Origin of the sequence: Legionella norrlandica, from assembly GCF_000770585.1 — a bacterium.
GTDB classification, from domain to species: Bacteria; Pseudomonadota; Gammaproteobacteria; order Legionellales; family Legionellaceae; genus Legionella; species Legionella norrlandica.
Genome location: NZ_JNCF01000028.1, coordinates 1 through 18,504 on the forward strand (window position 1 = coordinate 1; position 18,504 = coordinate 18,504).

Consider the following 18,504-nt stretch of genomic DNA (forward strand, 5'->3'; position numbering starts at 1 on the left):
GGTTTGCTCTTGTCCAAGAAACTTTAGTTCCTGGATTGAAAGGAGATGTTGCCTGTTTTCTTCTGTTAAAGCATCGAGGTGTTGTTTTTGTTTGCTCACCTGTTCTTTCAATTGATCGATGGTTTGCCCTTGAGAGGTTTTGATTTTGTTTAATTGCTCAATTTCCTGGACCAATGTTTCTTTTTCTTTATTTAAAGCCTGGATTTGTTGTACTTGTTCTTTATCGGTTGACTCTAATTGTTCGGTTAGACGCATTAATTGAGTTTCTTTTTCTTTCAATCGCTCAATAGTTTGGGTTTGTGCTTGCCCAAGAAGCTTTAGTTCCTGGATTGAAAGGAGGTGTTGCCTGTTTTCTTCTGTTAAAACATCGAGACGTTGTTTTTGTTCTCTCACCTGTTTGCTCAATTGATCAATGATTTGCCCTTGAGAGGTTTTGAGCTTGTTTAATTGCTCAATTTCCTGGGTCAACTTGTCGTTTTCTTTATTTAAAACCTGGATTTGTTGTACTTGTTCTTCGCCGGTTGACTCTAGTTGCTCGACTAAACGCATTAATTGTGTTTCTTTTTCTTTTAATCGCTCAATAGTCTTGGTTTGTGCTTGTCCAAGAAGCATTAATTCCTGGATTGAAAGGATGTGTTGCTCATTTTCTTTCGTTAAGACATCGAGACGTTGCTTTTGTTCTCTCACCTGCTTGCTCAATTGATCGATGGTTTGCCCATGAGAGGTTTTGATCTTGTTTAATTGCTCAATTTCCTGGGTCAACTTGTCTTTTTCTTTATTTAAAAACTGGATTTGTTGTAGTTGATCTTGATTGGTTGATTCTAGTTGTTCGGTTAAATACGTTAATTGAGTTTCTTTTTCTTTTAATTGTTCAATGATTTTGTCTTGTTCTGTTTTGGTTTGATATAAAAGAATCTGCTGATTTGAAAGCGCTCTCTCAAGCTGTTTTATTGTGGAATTCAGTGGATTTCTTGCCCCTAAACTTATGGCAAGTGCTTCAATTTGTTGATAGAGTACATTATCTTTTTCGAAAAGAGGCTTAATATCTTTCTCAGGATCCAACCTTCATTTACTATATATCGGGCGGCTAAATGAACCATATGATCTCGTCGTTCTTCTAACTGAGATGCCCATTGTTCATAGTCCAATGCATTATAAAGTACTTTAAAATCAGGGAGGGCATTTTTAAATTTATCTAATTCATTATATGATTTGATGATTTCAGCCATTAAATTCTCTACATTATAATTCAAGCTATCATCTATGGCTTCATTTAAAACCAGACATGCCCATTCACGGGTATTTTGCGCTAATTCACTAGTAACCTCTATTTTTTGAAAGATCTCGAGTTTGTTTTCCAGGAAAGCTCTAATGTCTTTAACATTTGAATTGGATAACTCCTCTGCATCCCTTAAGAATTCCTGTAAGTGCAGATCTAATATATATGCAGACCCGTCGTGTCCCGTCGTTTTTTCATTTAGGTTGGTCTTAATCTCTTGAATTTTATTTTGAAGAACAGTAAAAAACTTCTTGCTTTTCAGTTTTATTGAGAGGTCTTCATATTGCTCATTTAATGTCTTTTGTTTTGTTTCCAATGTAGTTTTTAAATCAGAATTCAATGTATTCAGAATGGATTTTACTAGTTCATTTTGAGGGTTTTTTTGTGCGTATTCATTAAACAAATGGAATGCCCTAGTTACGGCATTATATAAGTTTTCTCTCTCTATTGGATCAGTTAATTGGCCTTGCAGATAAGGTCTTCTTACTTCTTCGATTAGCATACCCAAACCTTCCAAAAAGAGCTCAAATCCTTCTTTGGTATCAAGAGTAGGGGCTATTTTATCAAGAAAAACGGAGGCAGAAGGATTAACTTCTGCCTGTTTGTTAATTTTTAAATCTTTTAATTCACTGGTATGTTTGCATATTTTAATTAGTCTATTGACTGCCTTATTAATTGTTTCACTAAGTGATTTTCCTTCTTCTAAACCTAATTCTTGGTTTAAATGGAGGCGTGCGTGTTCATAGTTTAAAAAGTGGCCACCTGGCACTGGAGGAACAATTGTTTCTAAATAAGTATCATTGTGAGATTGATAATGAACAATACGTTGATCCGTGATAGACCATATTTTCTTTAATATGGCTTGTTCTTGACCAAGAACAGCATAGGATGTTTTATTAAAATGTTGGTATGCTTCTCTGTTTTTAATAATCTCGTCATATAGTCTAAAGTATAAAGATTTTAATTGTTCTTTAATAATTGATTTTCCATTAAAAAGTTGATAAGTAAGTTCTGGAAAAGGATCTTCTTCTAGCGGTTTAGGTGTAACAGCTACACCATTACGAGTTAGAAAATCTATAAGTTTAACCACTACTAATTCTTGTACGTGTTGGGTAGTTTTATTGGTAGGATTTTTGCCTCTTTGTTGATCTAATAGGTTGCCTGAACCTGTACCGTGATGTCCAGGTAGGCTATGAAGTTTAAATTTGGTTTCTGCTGATGCACATTTCGGCACAATAGGTTTAAAGCAACGTGTCCTCTCATTTTCATAAGTATATTGCTCATATTCTTTAACTATCTTGGGTACAATGTAAAAGCGCGGATCTCTCCAGGCAAGAGAGGAGGCATGTGTAATACCCATATAATTGCCACCAGGTACTGGATCAATATTAAGCATTGAAATTTTTACATTACCAATATGGCTAGCAATCTTTTCAAGATCCAATGCGTCGAAAGCCTTCTTATGCGACCCATTCATCGCAGCTTTAGTATATTTACAAACACTGTTTGTTAATTGGGAACGATCGAAACCTCCTTTTCCAAGAAGCATTTGAATTCGTTCTAACTCATGAGCTACCAATATTGCTTCTACGGCTCCTCGGCTATGAGCAGTAATACTAATATCAGTTTCACCCCGGCTAATTGCTTCTAATATGGCTTCAACACCACGTGCAATTCTATCGCCAACTTCGGAGCCCAAGGTTGTTGGGCCGTCTACAACGGCAATTTTCGAAGTTCTATACTTGATTACCTCATCAGTAGGGTATAATCTATTTTCCGATTTATCTTTATCCACTAAAGTGGATACGTAGCTTAAGGTTTCAGCCTTATCGTATTCATTATCTACGTGGCCTGGAGAAAATTGAGTATCTGTGCCTAATAAAGTGAGTGTGTATGCCATTTTATTCAAATAGGTAATTAATGTACTTTAAGTATATCATATGTGCATTAAGGAAATGTTATGAAAGGAATTAGGAAAAATTTTTGCAAATATTTAGAGAGGATTTAGGAAGTAGCAAAAAGTTACTGTTCCCCTAAATCCTATTTCTTTTCATATTTTGGTATTTTACAATCGCTCAAAAATTGTTCTTGTATTAAATCCAAACAATCTCTCGTGCATTCTGTAGGCGTATTCGTCAGTCATGTTCGCTAAATAATCACAAACTATTCTATAAGCGGCAATCTCATCCGGGGCTTGAGAGAACAACACTCGATTTTTGTTATCAAGTAAGCTTGAAGGATTAGAACTGATGGCATCAAATAATCTGAGTACTACAGTTTGGCCGCCATATTCAAAAGTACGAGCCTCTTGTGAATTAATCACATTATTAAAGATACACTGCATCAAATAATTCAGCAGGGTATAAGCTTCAGGAAGAAGAGCAATATTATGTTTTAATAGATTATTTTCAAATCCTTCATGAGTTACGATAACTTGGGTAGAGGTAATAAAATAATTAACCATTTCTCCAATTGCCTGTTTTCTTAAACAAAGTTCATGGGAAAATAAGGAATTAAGTAAACGCTCCTGATGTTTAGCAAGTGACGTTTCGCTTATTAATTGCCTGAACTCTGGGGTATCAAGATGTGTTCTGTTAATTAATCTTAAGTGAATCGCATCTTCTAAATCATGGACCCCGTATGCTATGTCGTCCGCTGTGTCCATTATAGAGCAATCAAAACTATGATAGGCTGCTTTCCCAGCCTGGGTACCACTAGGTATTTTTGAAAGTGATTGAAATAATTCTCTGTCATTAGGTGATAAAGGAGACAATAGCCAATCTACTTCTGGTTGTTCACAATCAAAATAGGCCTTTGGTGGTAACCAATCATTAATTTTAATCGTTTTATGGATAGACTCATGAATAGGTGGCTGAATAGGAGCAACCACATTAGAACGCTTCACTGGGTACTTTAAAATACCTAATAGAGCGCGACGAGTTAAATCCAAGCCATAGCCCCCATAGCTGGTTTCAACTTTAGTGAGCAAGCGAAGAGTCTGCCCATTGCCTTCGAATCCTCCATAATTGCGCATCATATAATTTAATGCAACTTCTCCGCCATGTCCAAAAGGGGGGTGGCCTATATCATGAAGCAAACAAATGACACTGATAAGATCATCATTAGGCAAAAGGCTGGATAACAACAATTGTTGATCTTGGTTGGTCATCAGATTTCGTACTATGCTTCTCCCTATGGAGTCGACCTCTAAAGAGTGCGTGAGTCTGGTTCTGTGAAAATCCCCTTCGTCGGTTCCAAGGATTTGAGTTTTTCTTTGTAGTCTCCTAAATGCTGGGCAATGAATTACTCGTGTTCTGTCCCGTTCGTAAGGATCTCTGTGATCTTGAGAACCTCTTTGATTGGATTGACCGGAGCGTCTATGGGTCCACATGTTTCTTACTCTTTTAAAGTACAAGTTAAATACTCTATTCTATACTGCATTTTGAAACAAGATTTCTCTTATTGCTCACAGATGGTTACTCTCAATCTGTATAAGGAGCAAATTTAAGTTTTCCAAAATTAGCTCTGGATTGCATCACTTTATCCATAATAAGAGCTATAAAATTTTTATCTGATATGAGGTAATTTTTCTAAAGTTTTCTTTTATTTTGTAGATAACAACTAATAAGAATAAAAGCAAAATTGAGGGGAATTTGCAATGAATACTCGTATCAAATACCTCGCTTTAAGTATCTTTGTTATGAATTTGTCTTCCTGTATGGTCTATGAAGATACTTATACAAGCGGCTACCAAGTTTATACTTATGATTATAGTCAGTTGTATCCACAGACATACTACACAATGCACAATGATAGTTATGATTATAGACCTGCACAAGGTGTGGTCGTCCCTGATTCTTATCATGTTGGTGAATATCATTCTCCTGTATCGTTTAAAGATAGAGACAAAAGCTGGGTTCACAACCAAAATCCTCAAGGCTATACTATCGAGTTAGCAGATGATGAAAAAGCCGCTTTGGTAGCCCAAAAGCTCTATAAAGCGCCTAAAAATGACAGGATGGCGCAGGTTCGTTACCATCGCAACGGGAAAGCTTATTATAAGGGCCTATACGGGACTTATGATAGCCCAGAAGCCGCTCAAAAAGCATTGGAGTCCTTGCCGCCTGAAGTAAAACAAGGTGCCGGAATTAAAAATTGGGGCAGCATTCAAGGCAATTTGGATGATTAAGGTATTTTTTCTATATCTTGCACGCAGATATTTTTTCAAAACTCTACTGGAGAATTGCTTTGCTGATACGGTGCTCGCATATACTCCTTCGAACTTCTCTCATAACAGCGAGTTTCGAAAGAAGTCAATGGTGTTACCCAGCAGCCAGGATAATCATTAAGCGAGTTATCCCAGGAGCTTCAGTCCTATCAACTTCAAGTTGTTTGATATTGAGAAAATATTCCTCATTAATTTTTGCGAGCCATTGAATAAAGTGTTGGAAAGGTACCGTATCGAAAGTTAGCTGGATATCTCCTGAGCCTGTTTGTTGCAATTGATAGGGAAATTTAAGTGTTTTATTGTTTTTTAATTGGGAAGAAAGGATAGTTAATAATTGGCTATTCTCTACTGATTGTTTTTTTCTGGAGGGGCGTCCTTGAGTTTTGACTCGCTTCATCCATTCCAGCGTTTCCATTTTTTCAATTAATTGGGCCGATTTTTGTTTGATCTGATGGCTTAACGGTGCATAAAGGAATAAATAATAACTATAAATGAAAAGTGACAGTCCGGCTGCTATAACCATCCATTTCTCTCTCTCATTTAATGTATTTAAATAATTTTTCACGTGAGCTCCAGGGTTGCGACAACTTGTTGATCTTTAGTTGAAGCTTGCGTTTGTTTTACATTAAGTTGTAATTGTTTTAGTTTATTTTCAATTTTTTGTAGGCTTTCAAAATCAGAACTTACTAAAGTAACTGATATTATTTTATTTTGATATCTAAGTTGTTCAATGTTTATTGCACTGTCCTTCATGGCCTTGGCAAATTGGTTTAATATAAACCAAAATCGAGTTTGATTATCGGATGCATTACTTCCAAGAAGCTGGCTAATTCTGAATTTAGGACTGATCACTTGCTTGGCATCTGGAAAAAATTCACGATAAATCACAGCAATTTGTTGATCCATTATATCTATTTGTTTGTTGAGGGAATGAAGGGTGAGCCAATTGACGATAAGGATGGTTATTAACCAGATTGTACAAAGTATTCCAACTAATTGATACCCTTTTTTAATCCAGTCTACTGTTTTCCCATGTTGCATTTCACCCTGACACAGATTGAGAGGGTTAGATTTTATTAATCTTCTTGCAATCCATGTATAAGAGTGCTCTTCATTTTTAATGGCATTAGCATAAGTAGGAAGATTGCTGTCTAGGAATGTGAAAACCTGATTTTGTAAATGGTTTTGAAGATAGGTTTTAGCAAGTTCGCCAGACAAGTTACCTTTAAAGTCGTTCTTATTAATAAGAAGCTCAGATTCGCTGATGACTAATTCCTGGGGTTCAAGAGCAAACCAGTCGAGAGTAATAGCTTCAAATTCAATATTTTTCTCATCAAAAAATTGAATTAAATTGTTTATTTTCTGTTTATCAATTACCGCAATAATATATTGATTATTCTGATAGTAATGTTTGTCGTAAGCGAAGTGAAGCTCTTCTACTGGCTGAGCCAGTTTATCCTCAAGAGCATAGGGAATAGCAATTCTGGCTTTGCGTTCAGGTAGCCATGGGATAGCGAGCTCAAGAAGTATTGCGCTAGCACATGTTTCTATGATAACTGTCTTGGTATCTTTTTGTAAAGATTGAATTTGAGAGAAATCTCGCTGTTCAGGAGGTGCAATCACTTCTCCATCTTGAGATATTTTTAAACAGAAACAACCGTTATCATTGAGATGTTTAGTAAATATAAAACAGTTATCCATGAGTCAAGCTCTATGTAGTTATGGTTGTTGATGTTTTCTGTTCAATCGTAACTGTTCAACCAGGGCGCCAAAATTCTAGATATTTCCCTGAACTATTACGCAAAATCTTGCAAAATCAGCTAGTAATTCTACAGTATATACTAGGGTTCATTGACATTTCTATATGCTCATGGCCTTAAGCAAGCGAAAGATCAATGAACCCAGAGAATTGTTATTTCTGGTTACGCATAAGCCCTATGTTTTTTAGTCATATTAGCATACCAGTGTTGCTTTAATTGCTGAGATAACAAATAGACTACTAAGGCATATTGCGGGCTGGCATTATAGCGAGTGATGATAAAGAAATTGGGGTACGCTATCCAATATTCTTTACCTCGTTTAGTATCTAGCTCAATTAGACCGGCGCGTGCAGGATGATTCTGGGAGGCTGTTATAGGTTTTATACCAGCACTTATGAGCTGAGAGTAATTATAATTTGCTGTTTTAGGATTCATATATAAGCGTTTGTATCGCCATCCAGATACTTTAGCAGGCTGAGCAATACCCTGATTTAATCGCCAACCGTGTTTATGAAAGTAATTAGCGATACTAGCAATAGAGTCACTATTGTCATTAATCAGGTCGCGGCGGCCGTTATTGTTAAAGTCAACCGCATAATATCGATAACTACTCGGCATAAATTGTGGTTTCCCTATAGCGCCAGCATAGGAGCCTCGATATTGAAGGGGTGACACACCTTGTTCTCGACAAAGCAAGAAGAATTCTTTTAGCTCTTTGGTAAAATAGGCAGAGCGTTTAGGATAATTAAATGCCAATGTAGCTAATGCATCCAAAACACGATTTTCTCCCTGGCGCTCGCCATACAAAGTTTCAACACCCAAAATAGCAATAATGATTTCGGGGGGCACCCCATAACGTTTATGTACTTTTTCCAGAGTTGTTTTATTTTCAGCCCAAAATTGTAGCCCAGCGTTTAATCTGTGCTCGGTAAGGAATAAAGTGCGGTATACGTCCCAACTTTTCTTTTCGTATGGTTTCTCCATGGACTCTATTATTTGAGGCTGAATTCTAACTTGGTTCATCGCTTCAGTTATTTGTTTCCGATTAAAATGATATTGTTTCACCATCATGTTAATAAATGATTGAACATCTTTACGCTGTGTGAATGCTGTATTAGCCTGGGCAATGAAGGACAACAAAAAGAGTGCAATAAAACCTAGCCATATGATTCGCCGCATCATGTATCCTGTGTTGTTGCAAAATCTGGGATTTTAGTAAAAATAACGGTTATTAGCAAATTTGGAACAACGACATAAAAAACAACCACCACCCTTAACCTTCCCTACAGCCCATGTTACAATGGCCATTATTTAAACACAACCACCAACAACAACTGCGTTAGCTTAAGCAAAAATGAGAGCGAGTTTATGCCGATTTTAAACCAAGATAAATGCTACACACAGCAACCGCAGCGCTTACCCATTACGGTGCCAACAAGCCTCCCTGATGATTGGCTCAGCGACTTTTATGAGCTTTTGAGTGTTCAATTAAAGCTCAATGATGAGACGAAGCAAGAACACTTTGATTACCAAAAAAATCCAGGAGTCCTGTTGACAGAAAAAGAGTTGTTTTTTTAAGAATTAGACAAGCACGTCGGGGCGCAATCAACTTACACATTAAAACCTCAGCTACTGGAGTCCTTAAGCACTCTGTACTTTCTTTTTACGCACTCTAAAACAACCCATGACCAAAAACAGCTGATTGCCTCAAGAATTAAGGAGGATGTGGGCCAATGCTCACCAGGGTTTACTAATCGAGTGAATTACACCATTACTCGCTTTAATATGCCACAAAACATGGATGAATTAATTGCTGAGGTTCGCTTTAATCTTGTGGATAGGATAGCAAACATTATTGCAGAAAAGAACCCTCAAGGCATTCATGTGCACAACCGGGTGATAGAAGTTGCTAGAGACGCTGGTTTTGGGGTTTGGCCTATCAATACGGACTATGCTTATTCTAACACGGGAAGCAGCAATCTCTCTGATGCTCAAATTCTAGCCCGATTAAAAGCCGGGTTTGCCAACCACTTTCAGTTATTCTCGCTCGTGAATTTACTCCGCGATGAACTACAGGCTTTGATGGCAACGCATGGATACGATGGCAAACGTGAGTTGGAAAATGACTATAAACAAGAGGAGTATCAAAAATTTTGTGAATGTCTCAACCTCTTTATTCCCATCCCAAAGGGAGAGTTATTTGAAATAGAAGACTCGTCGGGACAAGTAATCAACATCAATTGGCAAAATGTCAAACATCAGTTATTGAAAAAATTAAGAGATGAGTACTATGTCACCCTTTCAGAGGCAGAGGAAGCTTTATTAGATGGCCTGTTACTAGATGAAAATAGAGCCGTGGATGTAACAACCTTGAGCACGCTGATTTCTAATGGTTATGAATTAGTTCAATTCTTAGTTCAATTCTTAGAATTCTTCAACGCATGGTGCATGGAGAAAAAAGCAGTCTTTGTAAGCGCTATTCTTTATGGTAAATCGTCAAATGCGCAAAAAGAACTATTAGCTATTCTTCATAATGAAGCGCCACAGTTAACAGCTTTACTAAAAAAAGAACCTAGTTTGCAAGCCATCTATTTTGCTATTGCCATTGCCGAAAAGGATGTGGTTGCGGTGAGAGCTTATGTAGAGCAGGGTGTAGACATCAATGCAGCACTACCACTATTGTTTAGCCAAGCACATAAAAGCGATACCCTCTACTGGTTACATGAGCATCAGCATCTCTTGAAAACGATGACGGTGGTAGGCATGAATATCGCTATTGATGAGGGCAAATACCAAGGACAAACGATTGCAGAAACGCTGACGAGCACTAAAAAAGGCCGTCAACTATTATTGGAGAATAGCACATTACAAACCCTGCTCACAGAAACCACGATGGGCAATAGACTTGCTGAATTGCTGAATCAGGCAGAAACTGAAAGAGGGAACGTGAGCACCCAAGCAGGGTTCTTCAAGAAATCTTCTTCACTTGCGAATGAATTAGTACAATATATTGTGTATGAGGACTTTACAAAATCGCAAGCCTTACTTAAAGCCAATCCATCCTCATTAGAGACACTACTCAAAGAAAAAGTCACTGTCATTGATTATTCAAGACGTAAGGCCAAGCAAAAGACTGCTTTTCAGGCAGCGCTTTGTGCCATGGATGATGAACTCTGTGCGATGTTAGCCAAATACATGCCAGAAGAAGAAATGGCCTGCCAATATCAAGAAATTTTCAGAGAAGGGCATGAAAAGTATTATCAAGAACAAACCTCGTTTGACTTCAGTCAAATTGTAGAAACAATTAGTCAAAGTAGTGATACGGATATACAAAAAGCAATCAGTCTTGAGATACCTAACGATACGTTGCTTTGGAGAAATCTTGAGCGGTTTAGAGTCGATTTCACGAAACGTTCATTCCAAGAAGCCGTGTTTAACCCACAACATCTCATCAATGCATTTGAGCTTTATGATAGCCAATATGATGACTGGAGTTGGAACCAAAAAAATTTATTTTGGCGGCAGGTCATAGGTTATGTACAGCGGTTTCTACCTGCCAACATAGCAATGGATTTTGCTCAGGGGCTTTATGGCCGGGTAGAAAATAAAGAAAAACCGGCGCGCTCAGTCAAGTTTAAGTATGGGAAGGGCTCGATTTTTCCGTTAGCGTTTGATTCTTTTTCGGGGCTGGGTTATGAATATGCAATCGGTCCCTTGTCTCGTCGGCCGCGTGGGCCACTCGGAGCCGCTCCGGCTCGTTTTCTCACATCGTTTTCAAAGCTTATGTCGAGCAAAAACATCGGCCTTGGGAGAATTATACAGCCAGAGGTCGGCCAGCACCATCAGCGGTGGTGTCTAATTCAGTAATGTAGTGAGGGAGGACATGTTGCATTTCGCACTTGAAAGGGCCAAATATTACTAAGCTAAACGATGATAAAAATTGTAGAATTTTCTTTGCCTACTTTCTGTACGTTGACATTTGCGATAGACTTACGTTATTTGCAAGAAGGTTTGAACAGTTGAAAGATTTAAATCGAATTCGGAATTTTTCAATCATTGCCCACATAGATCATGGCAAATCTACATTGGCTGATCGATTCATCCAAATTTGTGGCGGTTTAACTGAACGTGAAATGAGCTCACAGGTTCTTGATTCTATGGATATAGAGCGTGAACGAGGTATTACCATTAAAGCTCAATGTGTCTCATTGAATTATACCGCTAAAGATGGGAAGAACTATTTATTGAATTTTATTGATACGCCTGGGCATGTTGATTTTAGTTATGAAGTATCTCGTTCTTTAGCTGCTTGTGAAGGAGCTATTTTGGTTGTTGATGCTGCACAAGGAGTAGAGGCGCAAACTTTAGCGGTTTGTTATACGGCCATTGATCAATCCCTAACCGTATTGCCAGTACTGAACAAAATTGATTTACCACAGGCAGAACCCGATCGAGTTATTGCCGAGATCGAGGATATTATTGGTCTTGATGCCCAAAATGCTATAAGAGTGAGCGCTAAAAGTGGCTTGGGCGTTGATGATGTTTTGGAGGCTTTAGTTGTTAATATTCCCCCACCAAAAGGAGATAGTCATTCTCCATTGCAAGCTTTGATTATTGATTCTTGGTTTGATAGCTATCTAGGGGTTGTCTCATTGGTTCGTATTGTTAATGGTACAATACGCAAGGGAGATAAAATGCGGGTAATGTCCACTGGTAGAGCTTATGAAGTGGATCAAGTGGGTATTTTTACCCCCAAACGCACTAAACTGGATGCCTTGTCTGCAGGTGAAGTGGGTTATGTTGTTGCTGGTATTAAGGAAATTCAAGGCGCTCCAGTTGGAGATACTTTAACATTGGATAAAAATCCTGCGGAGAAAGCGCTTCCAGGCTTTCAACGTGTTAAGCCTCAAGTTTATGCCGGTTTGTTTCCTGTTAGTTCTGATGACTTTGAAGCATTTAGGGAAGCTTTGGCCAAGCTAAGTTTAAATGATGCTTCTTTATTTTATGAGCCAGAATCTTCTGAGGCTTTAGGGTTTGGTTTTCGATGCGGATTTTTGGGTATGCTGCATATGGAAATCATCCAGGAACGCTTGGAGAGGGAGTATAATCTTGATCTGATTTCTACAGCACCCACTGTAGTTTATCAAGTAATTACTCAGAAAGGAGAGACTTTACTCATTGATAATCCCTCTCATTTACCCCCTACGACACAAATTAAAGAAATGTATGAGCCGATAGTTAGGGCTAATATTTTAGTTCCACAAGATTATTTGGGGCCTATTATTAATTTGTGTATTGAAAGACGTGGTGTTCAGGTGAGTATGACTTATAGCGGTCGCCACGTTTCTGTTGTTTATGATATTCCAATGAGTGAAGTAGTATCTGATTTCTTTGATCGACTTAAATCAGTAAGTCGAGGTTATGCTTCTCTGGATTATAATTTCCAAAGATTCCAGATCGCTGATTTAGTGAAGATGGATATATTAATTAATGGTGAACGTGTCGATGCTCTTGCTGTTATTGTTCATCGAGATACCGCGCATAGTCGTGGAAAATTAATCGCAGAAAAAATGCAACAATTGATTCCAAGACAGATGTTTGACGTGGCTATTCAAGCTGCAATAGGAAGTCATATTATAGCAAGACAAACAGTGAAAGCACTTCGTAAAAATGTTACAGCAAAATGCTATGGTGGAGATGTGACGCGTAAGCGGAAGTTATTAGAAAAACAAAAGGCAGGGAAGAAAAGAATGAAACAACTTGGACACGTTGAAATACCTCAGGAAGCATTCATGGCGGTATTTCAATCAGACAAGAAAAAGTAGGATAAGTTTTCTATGAGTCTGTTTACCCATAGCCACCGCTCGGTGATAGTTTAAAAACCGAGTGGCATGAGGAAAGGATAGTGAGGCTTATTCAAATTTTTGAATATAGTGTAATTATAAATGCGCCTTCGTTTCGAGGATATTGAGTTTATGAATTTTGCTTTAATATTAGTTATATTATCTGCTGTCAGCGGGTTGATTGCTTTACTGGATTGGCTCTTTTGGGCTAAAAACAGGGCTTCTGAGCAAAAGCCTAATCGAATTATTGAATATTCGCGTTCATTTTTTCCAGTGTTCCTTATTGTTTTATTATTACGTTCTTTTTTAATTGAACCTTTTCGCATCCCATCTGGTTCTTTGGAGCCTACTTTGTTGGTAGGCGATTTTGTAGCCGTTAATAAATTTGCTTATGGTTTGAGGCTGCCTGTTTGGGAAAAAAAAGTGCTTTCAATAGCTAATCCTAAAACTGGAGATATTGCTGTATTTCGTTGGCCACCAGAGCCATCTTATGACTATATTAAAAGGGTGATTGGAGTTCCCGGTGACAGGGTTTCTTATCATAATAAAAAATTAACTATTAATGGTAAGGAAGCAAAACAAACTTTTGTTGAATACACTACTGATGAAAGCTCTGGGAAAGCAGTTACAAAGTATAAAGAAGATTTAAATGGTGTAATTCATGATATCTATGTCAGACCTGATATAGCTGCTGTCGATTTTGATGTTGTTGTGCCTGAGGGGAACTACTTCATGATGGGCGATAATCGAGATGATAGTGCTGATAGTCGATTCTGGGGATTCGTACCGGACAGTTATTTAAGGGGAGAGGCTTTTCTTGTTTGGATGAGCTGGAATGGCAAGACGGATAACGTACGATGGTCTAAAATAGGCAGATTAATTCATTGAAGGAACAATCTATGCGAAAACAAAAGGGAATGACATTAATTGGTATGCTGCTTACTGCTGCTGTAGTTATAATGGCTGGTATATTTGTAATGCGAGTAGTCCCAGTTTATATACAATATTATTCTATTGTGCATTCGATAAAATCATTAAACTCTGTTCCTGCTTCTTCTTTATCGGGGGATCCTATGGCTGATGTTATGGTTTTAAGAAGCAGTGTGTCGAAGCGATTAGAAATCAATGGTATAGACGATTTAAAGCAGGAGCAATTAATGATAAGCCCTTCAGGTCCTAATCAATTCAAAGTTAAATTAAAATATCAAGTGATTAGGCCTCTGATATATAATATGAGCATATTATTTAATTTTGAAGATAGTTTTGAGGTAGTAGCAGGTAGTGAAAATTAATTTAGAAAGATTATCCAGGCGTTTAAATTATCATTTTGACAATATCGCGTATTTAAAGCAGGCTTTAACACATTGTAGCGCTGGGAGTAATAATTATGAGCGCTTTGAATTTCTTGGCGACTCCATATTAAGTTTTGTGATTGCAAACGAATTATTTACTCGTTTTCCATTGCACAGTGAAGGTCAACTCAGTCGATTACGATCTTTTCTTGTAAAAGGCGAAATGTTGGCAGAAATAGCCAAAGAAATAGAGTTAGGGGATTATCTATTTTTGGGACAAGGGGAGTTGAGGAGTGGGGGATTTCGCCGAGCCTCTATTTTAGCAGATGCTCTGGAAGCTGTATTAGCCGCTATTTATCTCGATGGAGGTATGAGTGCTGCAAAACAAGCTATTTTGAATCTATACAGCTCAAGACTGGACGATCCTGATTTAAATTACAGTATAAAAGATGCCAAAACACAGTTACAAGAATTTCTACAAGCCTCCAAATATGCTTTACCCGAATACAATCTGATAAAGATTGAAGGTGACGAGCATGATCAAATATTTTATGTCACTTGTTCAGTAGAAGGAATTAGTCACATATCTAATGGAAAAGGTCCAAATAGAAGAAAAGCAGAGCAGTTGGCAGCTAAAGCTATGCTTGAAAGGTTACAAGAATAGTAAAGTACTTTTTAGATCTGTTGAATGCCTCAGAATCAACAAGCTCAGCAAATAAACTCAAATAAATACATTTCCTGAGAAGTAAGATAAACCAACTTTTAGTCCTACTGATTTGTTCAGAAGGACTTTTTAAATTTAAGTACTATCCTTATAGATAACGATCATTATTTTATAGGGATGTAATTAATGCTGAGGAGAGATCCAAAGTCGAAGTTATCTAGAAAAGTGGCGTTCGCTAGTTTTATTGGTACGACCATTGAATGGTATGACTTTTTTCTTTATGGTACTGCTTCTGCCCTGGTTTTTAATAAACTTTTCTTCCCTAAATTTGATCCTATTGCAGGTACTATGGCAGCTTATGCAATCTATGCAGTTGGTTTTTTTGCAAGGCCATTAGGAGGTCTTGTATTTGGGCATTTTGGGGATAGAGTTAGTAGGAAAGATATGTTGGTTGTTACCCTTACTATTATGGGGTTATCGACTTTCCTTATCGGAGTTTTACCTACCTACCATACTATTGGTATTTTTGCTCCTATTTTGCTTCTCATTTTGAGGTTTTGCCAAGGTTTAGGGGTTGGCGGTGAATGGGGCGGGGCAATATTAATGGCTGCAGAACACAGCCGACTAAAAGAAAGAGGATTTTATGCCAGTTGGCCCAATGCAGGAGCTCCAGTAGGTTTAATTTTATCTACTTTAATATTTATTTTATTTTCATCTTTACCCGAAGAGCAATTTTTAACATGGGGCTGGCGTGTACCCTTTATTTTAGGTATTTGTCTTGTTGGTGTAGGGTTGATTATCCGATTACGTCTCTTGGAAAGTCCCATTTTTCGTAATTTAAAGCAAAAAAAAAGAAGATCTCGCTTGCCGGCATTGGAGGTAGCCCGAAAGTCCACCAAAAATTTTCTTTTGGCAATTGGCTCACGTTTTGTTGAAAGCGCTTCTTATTATTTGTATAGTGTTTTTGTTATAAGCTATGCTACTTATCAACTGCATTTATCAAAAAATATTATTCTATCTGGGATTGTGATCGCTTCTGTTGTTGAAGCATTCACTATACCTTTGTTTGGAAATTGGTCTGATCGTATTGGTCGTCGACCTGTCTATTTATTCGGGGCTATCCTATCTGGCTTATTTGCATTCCCTTTTTTTTGGCTATTACAAACCCAATTTACTCTTTTGATATGGTTTGCTCTCGTTTTTGGATTAGGCATTTGCCATGGGGCTATGCATGGTCCTCAAGGTGCGTTTTTTTCTGAGCTTTTTAAAACACGCATTCGCTACAGTGGGGCATCTCTCGCCTATCAATTATCATCTGCGTTATCAGGAGGTCTTGCGCCACTTATTGCTACAGCTCTGGTAAGATGGTCAGATGGAAGTTCATGGCCTGTTTCAGTGTACATTATCATTATGGCTATTATTACGATTGTGTCTGTCTTTTTAGCCAGTGAAACATTTCGAAAGGATATTTCAGTATAGGTTTGTAAAATGGACATGTTATTCTAGATGTAAGTCATTTATTATTTTGTGGATAAAATGCTAAATAAAGACGCTAAAAGGATTTTGCCATTATCGCTTGCTGCACTCGGTGTAGTCTATGGCGATCTTGGAACCAGTCCACTTTACTCACTTCAGCAAATCTTGCCCGAGTTATCCATTACTTCTGAAAATATTCTGGGAGTTTTATCTCTTGTTTTTTGGTCACTCATTTTAGTTATTTCGACCTGTTACGTGACGGTATTTTTACGAGCCGATAATGCTGGAGAAGGCGGTATCTTAGCATTATTATCCTTATTTAAAAGCCATGATAAGCCTTACCCTAGAGTACTTTTCTTTATCGGTATTATAGGGGCTGGATTACTTTTAGGTGACGGAATGCTAACACCGGCTATTTCGGTAATGAGTGCTATTGAGGGATTAAAGGTTATTTCTCCTAATTTTTCACATTTAGTGGTTCCACTGTCATTCACGATTTTATTATGTTTGTTTCTTGCACAACATTTCGGCACAGAGAAAATTGGTTTTTCTTTTGGACCGGTTCTGTTATGTTGGTTTATTACTATTGGAATATTAGGTGGCATCGCTATAATTCATAATCCATCTGTATTGGTTGCGGTTAATCCTTATTATGCTTTTAAATTTTTATATCATGGGGGATGGCATGCTTATATTCTATTGAGCGGTGTTTTTCTTGTAATTACCGGTGCAGAAGCAATGTATGCGGATTTAGGGCATTTTGGTAAAGCACCAATTAGAATAGGTTGGTTTTTTATCGTTCTTCCTATGCTTTTATTGAATTATTTTGGTCAGGGAGCTTACTTGTTGCAGAATCCTCAAGCAATATCCAATTCATTTTATGCGCTTGCACCACCATGGTTTTCTTATCCTCTTATTCTCATTGCCACGATTGCGACAATTATTGCATCCCAAGCAGTCATTTCCGCTAGTTTTTCTTTGGCAAGGCAAGCAATATTGTTAAATGTGTGTCCTCGGTTGTCAATTATTCATACATCTAAAGATGAAAGAGGCCAAGTTTATGTTCCACCTATCAATTTTGTTCTTGCTTTTGGAACTCTATCATTAGTGGTGCTGTTCAGGAGTTCTCATGCGTTAGCATCTGCTTTTGGCATGGCTGTTAATTTGGTGATGATTATTGTGGCTTTACTCGTGATTTTTGTTGCCAGGTTATTTTGGCATTGGTCTATTGCCAAGATAATACAAGTTTTCTCCTTGTTTATATTAATTGACTTGATGTTCTTGGGCGCAAACCTCCACAAAATAAATCAAGGAGCCTGGATACCGCTGGTTTTTGCCACATTAACCGGAATTGTTATGATAACGTGGAGTAGGGGGATGGATTTTCTACGCTCGTCCTATTATATGAATAAAATCACCTTACCTGAGATAATCAAACAATTTGAGCATAAGAAATTGCATTGCATAGAAGATTTAACGACTATTTTTATAACGGATCCTTATGACAAAAGCGGAGGGATATTTCTTCATTATTTAGAACTGAATCATATAATCCCAAAGCAAGTATTAATTGTTAGTATTGTTATTGAAAATTATCCTTATGTTGCTATAAAAAAGAGATACGAATTACAGGAATTAACTGAAGAAATCTACGGTTTAAAATTACATTATGGTTTTATGCAGGCAATTAATGTGCCTCGTGCGTTATTGCAATGTAAAGAAAACAAAATCTTGCCATTTCCTTTTGATATAGAGAATGCTTCTTTTTTAGCTGAACGTATCAATATTACAATAACACGAAAAAAACATTTGTTTTATTGGCAGAAAAAATTATTTGCTTTTCTATTGCGGAATGCTGCTTTAGACATAGATCTTTATCACTTACCCCATAATAGAACAATCACTATTGGTACTTATTGTGAAATGTGACAATTTTAAGCTTTATATTGGGTAGGTATAGGG

At 37.4% G+C, this 18,504-nt stretch carries 15 protein-coding genes; 9 read left to right on the top strand and 6 right to left on the bottom strand.

Going from position 1 to position 18,504, the window contains the following annotated elements; translation table 11 throughout:
- The 3 genes from OK13_RS13950 to OK13_RS08300 all read right to left on the bottom strand — a co-directional run.
- The coding region (locus OK13_RS13950; protein WP_479463101.1) for a guided entry of tail-anchored proteins factor 1 at positions 1-1,062 on the bottom strand (1,062 nt) is incomplete at its 3' end.
- A complete protein-coding gene (locus OK13_RS08295; RefSeq protein WP_052117624.1) occupies positions 984-3,179 on the bottom strand; it encodes a hypothetical protein in 2,196 nt (731 codons plus the stop codon). The genes OK13_RS13950 and OK13_RS08295, both read right to left, overlap by 79 nt.
- Before the next feature lie 165 nt (positions 3,180-3,344).
- Positions 3,345-4,670 carry an anti-phage deoxyguanosine triphosphatase gene (locus OK13_RS08300; RefSeq protein ID WP_035889998.1) on the bottom strand — a complete coding sequence of 442 codons (1,326 nt, stop codon included), beginning with the start codon at positions 4,668-4,670 and terminating at the stop codon, positions 3,345-3,347.
- A gap of 267 nt (positions 4,671-4,937) precedes the next feature.
- Between OK13_RS08300 and OK13_RS08305 the strand changes: the two genes are divergently transcribed.
- Positions 4,938-5,468, top strand: coding sequence for an SPOR domain-containing protein (locus OK13_RS08305; RefSeq protein WP_035890002.1), 531 nt, complete (start codon positions 4,938-4,940; stop codon positions 5,466-5,468).
- A 133-nt stretch (positions 5,469-5,601) separates the two neighbouring features.
- Here the strand turns inward: OK13_RS08305 and lspM are convergent, their stop codons facing one another.
- From lspM to mltB, 3 genes are all read right to left on the bottom strand, one after another.
- Complete coding sequence (gene lspM / locus OK13_RS08310) at positions 5,602-6,072, bottom strand: GspM family type II secretion system protein LspM (RefSeq protein ID WP_035890009.1); 471 nt, start codon at positions 6,070-6,072, stop codon at positions 5,602-5,604.
- Complete coding sequence (gene gspL / locus OK13_RS08315; protein WP_035890017.1) at positions 6,069-7,208, bottom strand: type II secretion system protein GspL; 1,140 nt, start codon at positions 7,206-7,208, stop codon at positions 6,069-6,071. Before gspL ends, lspM begins: the two co-directional genes overlap by 4 nt.
- A 221-nt stretch (positions 7,209-7,429) precedes the next feature.
- The gene (mltB, locus tag OK13_RS08320) at positions 7,430-8,446 is read right to left on the bottom strand and encodes a lytic murein transglycosylase B (RefSeq protein WP_035890023.1); all 1,017 of its coding nucleotides are present in this window, start codon (positions 8,444-8,446) and stop codon (positions 7,430-7,432) included.
- A 189-nt stretch (positions 8,447-8,635) separates the two neighbouring features.
- Between mltB and OK13_RS08325 the strand changes: the two genes are divergently transcribed.
- From OK13_RS08325 to OK13_RS08360, 8 genes are all read left to right on the top strand, one after another.
- A complete protein-coding gene (locus OK13_RS08325; RefSeq protein WP_035890031.1) occupies positions 8,636-8,845 on the top strand; it encodes a hypothetical protein in 210 nt (69 codons plus the stop codon).
- Between the two features lie 180 nt (positions 8,846-9,025).
- Positions 9,026-11,134 (top strand): hypothetical protein, encoded by a 2,109-nt coding sequence (locus OK13_RS08330; RefSeq protein ID WP_152571640.1) that lies wholly within the window; start codon positions 9,026-9,028, stop codon positions 11,132-11,134.
- 152 nt (positions 11,135-11,286) lie between these two features.
- Positions 11,287-13,092 (top strand): translation elongation factor 4, encoded by a 1,806-nt coding sequence (lepA, locus tag OK13_RS08335; protein ID WP_035890049.1) that lies wholly within the window; start codon positions 11,287-11,289, stop codon positions 13,090-13,092.
- 150 nt (positions 13,093-13,242) lie between these two features.
- Complete coding sequence (gene lepB, locus OK13_RS08340) at positions 13,243-13,998, top strand: signal peptidase I (RefSeq protein ID WP_035890055.1); 756 nt, start codon at positions 13,243-13,245, stop codon at positions 13,996-13,998.
- Positions 13,999-14,009: 11 nt separating this feature from the next.
- Positions 14,010-14,402, top strand: coding sequence for a DUF4845 domain-containing protein (locus tag OK13_RS08345; RefSeq protein WP_035890060.1), 393 nt, complete (start codon positions 14,010-14,012; stop codon positions 14,400-14,402).
- The gene (gene rnc, locus OK13_RS08350) at positions 14,392-15,066 is read left to right on the top strand and encodes a ribonuclease III (RefSeq protein ID WP_035890071.1); all 675 of its coding nucleotides are present in this window, start codon (positions 14,392-14,394) and stop codon (positions 15,064-15,066) included. Before OK13_RS08345 ends, rnc begins: the two co-directional genes overlap by 11 nt.
- 186 nt (positions 15,067-15,252) lie before the next feature.
- Positions 15,253-16,545 (top strand): MFS transporter, encoded by a 1,293-nt coding sequence (locus OK13_RS08355; RefSeq protein ID WP_035890077.1) that lies wholly within the window; start codon positions 15,253-15,255, stop codon positions 16,543-16,545.
- Between the two features lie 57 nt (positions 16,546-16,602).
- Complete coding sequence (locus OK13_RS08360; RefSeq protein ID WP_035890082.1) at positions 16,603-18,471, top strand: potassium transporter Kup; 1,869 nt, start codon at positions 16,603-16,605, stop codon at positions 18,469-18,471.
- The last annotated feature ends 33 nt before the right edge of the window (positions 18,472-18,504 follow it).